Raw genomic sequence first — 9,350 nt, forward strand, 5'->3', positions numbered from 1 at the left:
CAAAAGTGCAGTCAATACGAGTGATTGCTTGTGCGCATACGCACCTAAACGTGCTTGAGATAAGCATGGATGCTTACTTAACTAGAGTACTCATGTAGCTTTGCTCAAGCTTTTTGAGCTCTTCTGCAGTAAGCTCTGGAGCGTTCTTATCTGCCTCAAGATCTTCATCTTGAATCTCGTGGTTAGCTTGACGAGGCTCTTGCTCTACAAACCACTCAGGGCACTTGTAGTCGATGCGGTTTACATACCATACACGATCGCCTTTTGGTGTATGCACGGTTGCATCATCACCCTCACTTTTGCCCAGCAAAGCACGAGCTAAAGGCGCATCAACACTAATGTAGTTATCGCGACCAAAGATTTCCTCACCGCCTACAATCCTTAGCTGCATAATCGACTCATCGTCATCAGCTTCAATCTCAACATAAGCGCCAAAAAACACACGACCCTTTTGCTGAGGGTTGAACTCAATGATCTGTAGATCATTAAGAATCTTACGTAGATAGCGAATGCGACGGTCAATCTGAGCAAGCAAACGCTTGTTGTACTGATAGTCAGCGTTCTCGGAGCGATCTCCTAGGCTTGCAGCCCATGAAACCTTAGCAGTTACATCTGGACGTTTTTCAAGCCAAAGATAATCTAATTCCTTTTTAAGTAACTCATATCCCTGAGGGGTAATGTAAGGCTTCTTTGCCACATTGTCCTCCTATAGACTTCCTTGTCTATACAAATACAAAAGGCCCGAGGCGCATATAGCACCTCGGGCCCGTTAGTAATTCATCTATTCTGCCCTTAAAGGGTCAGACAGGAATTATAACTGTGGACCAGCCTTAACTAAGTCACCACCTAAAGACTCGAACTTCTTGAAGTTCTTCTGGAAGCGCTCAGCTAAGTCCTTAGCCTTTACTTCCCACTCTGAAGCGTCAGCGTAGGTGTTACGTGGGTCCAGAATGTTGGTGTCAACGCCCTTTAACTCAGTAGGAACGGTGAAGTTGAAGTAAGGGATGTTTGCGGTGTTTGCAGTATCGATAGAACCGTCTAAGATTGCGTCGATAATGCCACGGGTATCCTTAATGGAGATACGCTTGCCAGTGCCGTTCCAGCCAGTGTTTACTAAGTAAGCCTTAGCGCCGGAAGCTTCCATTCTCTTAACCAGAACTTCAGCGTACTTGGTTGGAGGTAAGGTTAAGAAAGCAGCACCGAAGCATGAAGAGAAGGTTGGGGTAGGCTCGGTAATGCCACGCTCGGTACCAGCTAACTTAGCGGTGAAGCCAGAGAGGAAGTAGTACTGAGTCTGCTCCTTAGAAAGGATAGATACTGGAGGTAATACACCGAAAGCATCAGCAGATAAGAAGATTACGCGCTTAGCAGCTGGAGCCTTAGAAACTGGCTTAACGATGTTGTTAATGTGGAAGATTGGGTAAGAAACACGGGTGTTCTCAGTTACAGACTTGTCTGCAAAGTCAATCTTGCCGTTAGCATCAACAGTTACGTTCTCTAATAAAGCGTTACGCTTGATAGCGCCCCAGATGTCTGGCTCGTTTTCCTTAGAGAGGTTAATAACCTTAGCGTAGCAGCCGCCTTCGAAGTTGAATACGCCATCATCGTCCCAACCGTGCTCGTCGTCACCGATGAGTAAACGCTTAGGATCGGTAGATAAGGTGGTCTTACCAGTGCCTGACAGACCGAAGAAGATAGCAGTGTTCTTGCCCTCGAGGTCGGTGTTAGCAGAGCAGTGCATTGCAGCGATGCCCTGTAATGGTAAGTAGAAGTTCATCATGGAGAACATGCCCTTCTTCATCTCACCACCGTACCAGGTGTTGAGGATGATCTGCATCTTCTCTGCGAGGTTGAATACAACAGCAGTCTCAGAGTTGAGGCCTAACTCCTTGAAGTTCTCAACCTTAGCCTTTGAAGCGTTCAGAACAACGAAGTCTGGCTCGAAGCCCTTTAACTCTTCCTCAGTAGGACGGATGAACATGTTGGTTACGAAGTGAGCCTGCCAAGCTACTTCCATAACGAAACGGATCTTCAGACGGGTGTTCTCGTTAGCACCGCAGAAGAGATCAACAACGTATAAAGGCTTGTTAGAGAGCTCCTTGCCTGCTAAAGCCTTTAACTGAGCCCATGCCTCTTCGGTAACTGGCTTGTTGTCGTTCTTGAACTCATCAGAAGTCCACCAGATCTCCTTAGAGGCCTCGTTCTTAACAATGAACTTGTCCTTAGGGGAACGGCCGGTGTAAACGCCAGTCATAACGTTTACAGCACCCATCTCGGTTACAGTGCCCTTCTCGAAGCCTTCTAAAGAAGCCTGAGTCTCAGCAGCAAACAGATCCTCGTAAGAAGGATTGTGGACGATGTTGGTAGCACCAGTAATGCCGTATTTAGCTAAACTTTCAGATAAGCTCATTTTTTTCTCCACGAATGATGCCAGGGTAATCCTGACGCAATTCTTTCTAAACCGGCCATCATTCTAGCTTATTTTTCTCAACTATGGATCGACGATAGTCTCTTTAACTTAAAAAATTTGATATGAGTTGCAATGAAAAGATTTGCTTTTATTGCACAAATGGCTATTCGAGGCGCTATACATCGCATGCGGTGTTCAAAATACTGCCTTTTAAAGTTGCGCAAAGCTGCACTATCACTGCACAAATTTGCAGCACTCGTCGTACAAGCGTCACAGCTGGTAGTTTAGTGCCCTAACCGCCCTCAAAGAGGGCATAATCTTCGCTACAAATGCCTTAAATATCAATTTAAAAAAAGACATCTACCCTTTTAAGCTTTCACACCCATGGCTATTTATCTTCCTAGATAGCCAACTATGACTGCAAAATTTTGCAAGAACTACTCTATAAGCACAAAGTTTAGTGCCATGAGCTCAAGGCAATCAGAACACAAGACATCCAATATGTACATCATGCTAATGACCATACTTTGGTCGCTAAAGTTTACACAAGGCATCTATCAGTACGTATTAGAATGCGCTTTTAAGCCTTATTGTCGCAATTTTTTTTCGCTATACGATCTATGTACTAAACGGCATATCAAGTTAGCTTATAATGACCACCTAAATTGTGTGAACAAGAACACAATACTTGGTCAAAAGCTATCAACAAGCCCTAGCTTAAAAACAAGTTTTCACTTATCAATCGGACAAGTTAAATGAGCAAGATTACTGTTTCACCAGAGGCACAAGTCTATCTACGCGGCATCATTGAAAAGCAGAAGATGGAAGGCCTTGCTATTCGTCTTACCGTTACTAACCCAGGCACCCCTGGTGTTGAGAGCGGCATCTTATATTGTCCGAAAGAGTACATTACCTCCCAGGATCTCCACTTTAAGATGGACGGCTTTGAGATTGTTATCGACATGGATGTGGTCGACTTCTTAGACGAGACCGTTATCGACCTGTCAAAGGATGATGCTGGTGAGGATCTCTTAACCCTGCACGCTCCTAACTTAAAGCGTAAGTTAGTTAGCGAAGACGCTCCTTTAAAGGATCAAATCGCTTTCTACATTGAGCGTTTTGTAAGCCCAACCTTAGCAGGCCACGGCGGCGCTGTTCGTTTAGTTGACTTTAAAGACGGTATCGTTACTGTTGAGTTCTCAGGTGGCTGCAATGGCTGCTCCTTAGCTGGTGCAACCTTACATGAGGGTATTGAAAAGCAGCTCAAGAATGCTTTCCAAGATCAGATTAAGGGTGTTGAAGATGCTACAGCTCACACCGTAACTGACGAGAGCTACGCTTAATTTACAAGTCGTACGCTCACCATGAAAAAAGCCCAGCAAATGCTGGGCTTTTTTTTCTATCTATATATAAAAGTTAATCATTAGCGATCGCGACTACTCGCTCTTAGAGTCACGGCGTAAAAGATCACGAGCAGCCTCACGACCACTCTTGTGGTTCACTAAAACTTCGTAAAGCTCGCTGCAGATTGGCATTTCAACTCCCATTTTAAGAGCAAGACCAACCACGACCTTTACCATCTTATAGCCCTCAACAGCCTGTCCAATCTCTTTAAGTGCCTCATCAGCTCTTTTGCCCTGTCCAAGCATATAACCGAGGCGACGATTACGTGACTGATTGTCAGTACAGGTGAGCATAAGATCGCCTAAACCAGACAAGCCCATAAAGCCACGCTCAGATGCACCTAATGCGGTGCCTAAACGAATCATCTCGGCAAGACCTCTTGAGATCAGCGCCGTTCTTGCATTTGCACCATAGCCAAGACCATCAGACATGCCCGCACCAATTGCAATAACATTCTTGACCGCACCACCAATTTGCATGGCTACGAGATCATGGCTTTTATAAACGCGGAAAGTCTTAGTGTGCATAATTTGGCACATGTCATCTACGAACTTCTCATCGTTACCTGCACAAGCAATTGCTGTTGGCATACCAGCAGCCAGTTCTTTTGCAAAGGTAGGTCCAGAGAGAGCCGCGATTGGCAGTATAGGATACTCATCATCAGTCATCTCACGCATGACAACCTTGGACAAGAGCTCACCTGAACTATCTAAGCCCTTAGTTGCCCACGCAAGACGTTGACGGCGTTTCCAAAATGGCTTGATTTCTTTTAAGGTCTTTTCAAAAGACTCTGAAGGAACCACCACCAAAATATCGCGAGCAAACTTGACTGCCTCTTCTAAATTGGAAGTTACTGTTAATGATGGAGGAAAGATAATGCCAGGTAAGTATTGGGCATTCATCTGCTCTTCCTGCATCTTGGCAGCTTTTTGTGGATCTCTTGCATACAGCATTACTGGCATGCCCTTTGAGGCCACTGCCACTGCCAGTGAAGTGCCGTATGAGCCAGCACCGATTACAGTTAATGATTGCTTCTCTTTCATCGTCAAAGTCCATCAAGCAAGCGCTTGTGGGTTATGCAGTGAAATTGGATAGATCAATAGATCTAAGGTGTGATTAAGACTAGTGGCAACAGGCAAACTTAAAGCTTGATGGTGCCTAACAAGATATGGGATGAAATGATACCAACGCGCTTGTAAAAATACAGTGACAGGCCCTAGCAATGTGAGGTTTGAGACGATTTGAAGAGAAAAGAGACGCATCTGAGTGCTCAGATGCGATTAGATAAGGCATAAAGCCCGATTTTGGAACACCACTTTTTACCCCGCCTATTTATCCCCTCCTAACTTTACCTACACTCTCGCTAGGCCTGATTTTTACTGGATTCTCTCGATCGTTTGCGATCGTTTGCAATCGTTTGCAATCGTTCTAAGTACCCCACTAGGTACAATTTCAAACACGGTGTAAACTGTACCCATTAGGTACAATTTTGTGTGTATTGAGGATCCTAGTAATGGCTAAGAACAAGTTAACCAACTTGGAAGTGGCTAACCTACTGCCCAAAGAAAAGCACTACTTAGTTGGTGATGGCGGCGGACTTAATATCAAAGTCTACCCAAACGGGCGTAAGCAATGGCTACTACGCAAATCATCACAAGGTAAAGCCCAGAACATTGTCTTAGGCGATTACCCCGCCATGTCTTTATCCAGCGCCCGCGCAAAAGTAAAAGAAGTCTCTAGCAACTTCGTAGACGGACGTAAGCAACGAGAAGATAACCCCGTGTTGTTTGGTGAATTGACGCAACAGTGGCTAGCTACTAAGAACATCAAAGCATCTAGCATGGCTGCAACGCTTAACAGCATTAAGCCCTTGGATGTATTTCACAACAAGCCACTAAAGGATATTACCGCCCTAGATGCGCGTAAGGCTGTAGCGCACTACATAGAGCAAGGGCAATTTACAGCGGCCCGCAATACGCTGCAGTGCTTAGCACAAATCGAGCGCCACGGCCTTGCACTGGGCTTAACTGATACAGCCCGCTTGCAATATGTGTCACGCACTCTACCAAGTACACCAGTACAGCACCGCCGCTTTGTTGAGCCTGATAGACTGCCCGAAGTCTTTGAGCTAATGAAGAAGAAACTAAAGATTAATGTTGTTATGCCCGACATTGTCAAAGTGCTGTGTTTAACTTTATGCCGCATTAATGAGGTAGTGGCTTTACGTTACGACTGGATAGACTTCGATCAAAAGGTTATTACTATTCCCGCTAGTCAGATGAAATCCAAGCGTGAGCACCGCATACCAATTTGCACACAACTAGAGAAGATCTTAAAGCGGCGTCAGGCTCTTGGGGGCGTGTTTGTGTTTCCTAATCCGTCATCTAAAAGTGGGCATAAAAGCAAGTTAGCTCACGCTCGACTCATTCCATTCAATGAGTTAACCACCTTGCACGGCTTTAGAAGTACGGGGCGCTCATGGATGGCTCGCAATGGTTATGACTTTGCAGCAAGTGAGTATTGCTTAGCACACCGTTGCGAGAATACCACGCAAGCAAGCTATCAGCGCTATGACTACCTAGAACAGCGCCGCACAATCATGCAAGCTTGGGGCGACTTCGTAGAGCGTTGTTATAGCCCTTACTATCCTGAATAGCGCCCGCACCGTTTTTACTTAATTCCATGCCCTCATAATCGGGGGCTTTTCAATCCACTATTTGAGGTAACTTAAATGACCACTTTAAACAACAAGGCCCAAATCGTTTTAGATCCTATCGTGCTTTGCTCACTGTTCCCTTTCTGCTTTGGTTCCATGCTCATGCATCTAATGCTTGCTGACTTTTCCGAGACTAAGCTTGACAAGCTGCAGCACCTTAGGAAAGCTTTTGATTTTCTGGATATGCACTTATCCCGCAAAACGGATCGGGATTTAGTGCAAAAAGTCTTTGCAGAAGATCCTAATAATATGGCTATCTTGTTTATGCGTTATAGCCGCTTGACCCACTTAGAAAGCCTACAAGACTTTATAGAACCTGATGGCACTCTCTCCAATTCATACGACTGTGCATTAAACGACGAGATAAACGAATTAAAAGAAAGCTGCAGCCATGCATCAGGTTTAGAAGAGTAAAAGGGCAAAACCAAGGTTAATAGAAAGCCCGTAAAATCAAGCTTTGAAAAATCGAAGGCAATTTAAACACAAAGCCCAATTAGTTAGACTTCGTGCATATAGGTTATCAGAAGTTCAACTTATTGGGCTTTTTAGTTGTAAGATCCAATTAAACCAAAAACAATCAAAACCAAGGTCAAATCAATATGGCTTTTAGACACAAAACACCGCAATCAATAGATGAGTTTCGTGAAGTCTATGATAACGAAATACAAGCCCTTAATAGTCATGTATGCGCGAATCTTTTAGACATTCTTGTAAAAATTCATTATGCGGCGGATCCAGTTGAAAAACTTATCTTAAGTGATAATGTTAATCCGTGGATAGACTGGATTAGTCAAGACTGCATCGAGCAAGGCATTAAATCAATTACTGAAAACGTCACGATAGAGGATCCGATAAAATTCAATCCTGTAAGGTGGTTAGAAGACGTGTTAGACGGGTGGCCGCAATTCGTGCTAAAAGAAGTGAATAACTATCTTGATGGCGGCTTTATCTCTGACCTTTTTAGGGCTAATAAAAAGCCCCGCTATTTTAGTACATACGAGCTAGCGAGCGATGCAAGGCGATATCGTGACGATGAAAAGAAACGTTATGACGATGCAAAGTCAGAAATAGAACTCTTGCGACATCAAAGAGATGTGGCCGAAGACAGGTGCATGTTTTTTCAGCAAAGGATCTTGGCTGTAGAACGAGAGAAAGCACGCTTGCAAAAAGAGCGCTACGCTTTAGAGCAAGAGAAAGAACACTTGCAAAAAGAGCGTGAGAGTTTAGAGGACTACGGGGCATGGTTAGAGGCTAAAAAAGAAGCCAAGGCCACGGACTTAAAGCAAACTGATACAGCGCCCGAATCAACAAGTAAAGCGCCTGCCAAGACAAAAGAAAAGAAACCAATAAAAGTAAAATTTAGCAAGGTTCCAAACTCTTTTCACCCTGAATTAACTGCCAAGGCAAAATTATTGTATGGACGGCTTTTGATTCTTACTAGTTTTGCTAAGAAACAGTGCGTATACACTAATCAACAAGCCCAAAAGGATCTGCATTTCGGGCCTAGGTCTACGAATCGTTATTTTAAAGAATTGCGTGACGCTAAACTGCTTACTACTACTAACACCAGTGACCACCCTAATGCACAATCCATTAATGTGCGTATGGTTGAATTAAGCATCGAAGCAATGCCACCAAAGCGTGCAAAATCATAAGCCAACAACCACCCGAACTAACCACCCGAACTAACCACCCGAACGGCCGTCATTTCAGTGGTCATTTGAGCGGTCATTTGAGCGGTCATTTGAGCTGTTCTGACTAGCAACAAACGGCGTATATATCGCTAAAACTAGCTAAATCACAAGCCCTCATGGCGGCTGTCGGTGGGTTCAGGCCAAAATTAAGGCCAAAATTAAGGCCACCAAATAGAGATAGATTTTGCTTTGCAAGCCACGTGTATAAAGGGTTTAAGCGTGTTTTTGATAACAAATATAGTTAGAGCCAAAATATGGCCCCTAACCACATAGCGCCCCTGATATATACGCGGGTTTATGTGATCCGAGTAATATAGAAGAAAGTTAGCAAGATCTGAAGCGCGTACGCGCACACATAGCACTGCAGAGATAAGCACATGATTGATTTAAACATTCCTACCCCTGTATCCGCAAATAATCGTTTGTACCCTGAAAACAGGCGACTAGTATTAACCCCTGCCTATCGCAAATGGTTGGATCAAGCCATATCCGAGATTAAAGCCCAATACGGTAATGCTGCAGCTATTGATAGTGAGGTCTTGATAATCGCTACAATCACGCCACCCGATAGACGTGTACGCGATATAGACAACGAGTTAAAAGCGGCAAATGATGCATTAGTTAAGGCTGGCGTATTGGCTGACGACAGTTTGATTAAGTGCCAATGTGCCTACAAAGAAAAGCCAAGCAAGGCCAAAGCGGGCGTTAAAGTCAGTATCTACAGCTTGCAAGAATGTGATGCTAGTGAGATTAGCTTGGCTTTTAGAAGAGTAGCCACGATGCTAGATAGCGAGCTTGCTTAACTAGCAAAATGACCTACAATGCTGCAGCATAGCAACACAACGCCCCTATAAGCTCACGTAGCGCATCATAGAGCACTCATACAGCGCGATCGTATGGGGTGCTAATGTGTTGGTACTATGGAGGCCATAAGATCGCTGTATGACGCGCTGGAGGGGGTCTACGGCGTTTTGGGAAAATTAGGACTATTTAGAACAAGTAACAAGCTAGAAAGCCAAGGCAAGTATCATGACCAACTAAGGGGCCTGATCGGGCGCTGTAGACTGGGCACAAGGTAGCCTATGTGATTCGACTTCGTGCCCCCTATGGAACTGCTGCAGCCGTC

7 protein-coding genes and 1 pseudogene are annotated in these 9,350 nt (G+C 44.6%); 5 read left to right on the plus strand and 3 right to left on the minus strand.

Annotated elements, in window-relative coordinates; genetic code table 11:
• Positions 1-226: 226 nt before the first annotated feature.
• Both greB and pckA read right to left on the minus strand, forming a co-directional pair.
• Positions 227-697 (minus strand): annotated as a pseudogene (greB, locus tag RDO37_RS04400) (transcription elongation factor GreB); the annotation flags it as partial.
• Between the two features lie 114 nt (positions 698-811).
• Positions 812-2,410, minus strand: a complete 1,599-nt coding sequence (gene pckA / locus RDO37_RS04405) for a phosphoenolpyruvate carboxykinase (ATP) (RefSeq protein ID WP_308498242.1) — start codon at positions 2,408-2,410, stop codon at positions 812-814.
• Positions 2,411-3,165: 755 nt separating this feature from the next.
• On the opposite strand from pckA, the gene RDO37_RS04410 reads away from it, so the two are divergent.
• Positions 3,166-3,753 (plus strand): NifU family protein, encoded by a 588-nt coding sequence (locus tag RDO37_RS04410; protein ID WP_027939344.1) that lies wholly within the window; start codon positions 3,166-3,168, stop codon positions 3,751-3,753.
• A 93-nt stretch (positions 3,754-3,846) separates the two neighbouring features.
• On the opposite strand, the gene RDO37_RS04415 is transcribed toward RDO37_RS04410, so the two are convergent.
• Positions 3,847-4,857: an NAD(P)H-dependent glycerol-3-phosphate dehydrogenase gene (locus RDO37_RS04415; RefSeq protein WP_281710001.1), complete on the minus strand. Its 1,011-nt coding sequence runs from the start codon at positions 4,855-4,857 to the stop codon at positions 3,847-3,849.
• Positions 4,858-5,327: 470 nt separating this feature from the next.
• Between RDO37_RS04415 and RDO37_RS04420 the strand changes: the two genes are divergently transcribed.
• From RDO37_RS04420 to RDO37_RS04435, 4 genes are all read left to right on the plus strand, one after another.
• Complete coding sequence (locus RDO37_RS04420; RefSeq protein WP_308498243.1) at positions 5,328-6,470, plus strand: tyrosine-type recombinase/integrase; 1,143 nt, start codon at positions 5,328-5,330, stop codon at positions 6,468-6,470.
• A 75-nt stretch (positions 6,471-6,545) separates the two neighbouring features.
• Positions 6,546-6,944 (plus strand): hypothetical protein, encoded by a 399-nt coding sequence (locus RDO37_RS04425; RefSeq protein ID WP_308498244.1) that lies wholly within the window; start codon positions 6,546-6,548, stop codon positions 6,942-6,944.
• 185 nt (positions 6,945-7,129) lie between these two features.
• Positions 7,130-8,185, plus strand: coding sequence for a hypothetical protein (locus RDO37_RS04430; RefSeq protein ID WP_308498245.1), 1,056 nt, complete (start codon positions 7,130-7,132; stop codon positions 8,183-8,185).
• Between the two features lie 416 nt (positions 8,186-8,601).
• Positions 8,602-9,027 carry a RusA family crossover junction endodeoxyribonuclease gene (locus tag RDO37_RS04435; protein ID WP_308498246.1) on the plus strand — a complete coding sequence of 142 codons (426 nt, stop codon included), beginning with the start codon at positions 8,602-8,604 and terminating at the stop codon, positions 9,025-9,027.
• The last annotated feature ends 323 nt before the right edge of the window (positions 9,028-9,350 follow it).

The organism is uncultured Anaerobiospirillum sp. (assembly GCF_902485895.1).
Taxonomy (GTDB): domain Bacteria; phylum Pseudomonadota; class Gammaproteobacteria; order Enterobacterales; family Succinivibrionaceae; genus Anaerobiospirillum; species Anaerobiospirillum succiniciproducens.

Bases quoted from the DNA above. Each gene is read 5' to 3' on its own strand.
- RDO37_RS04410 (WP_027939344.1), top strand. From the start codon at position 3,166: ATGAGCAAGATTACTGTTTCACCAGAGGCACAAGTCTATCTACGCGGC.
- RDO37_RS04435 (WP_308498246.1), top strand. From the start codon at position 8,602: ATGATTGATTTAAACATTCCTACCCCTGTATCCGCAAATAATCGTTTG.
- RDO37_RS04415 (WP_281710001.1), bottom strand. From the start codon at position 4,857: ATGAAAGAGAAGCAATCATTAACTGTAATCGGTGCTGGCTCATACGGC.
- RDO37_RS04420 (WP_308498243.1), top strand. From the start codon at position 5,328: ATGGCTAAGAACAAGTTAACCAACTTGGAAGTGGCTAACCTACTGCCC.
- RDO37_RS04425 (WP_308498244.1), top strand. From the start codon at position 6,546: ATGACCACTTTAAACAACAAGGCCCAAATCGTTTTAGATCCTATCGTG.
- pckA (WP_308498242.1), bottom strand. From the start codon at position 2,410: ATGAGCTTATCTGAAAGTTTAGCTAAATACGGCATTACTGGTGCTACC.
- RDO37_RS04430 (WP_308498245.1), top strand. From the start codon at position 7,130: ATGGCTTTTAGACACAAAACACCGCAATCAATAGATGAGTTTCGTGAA.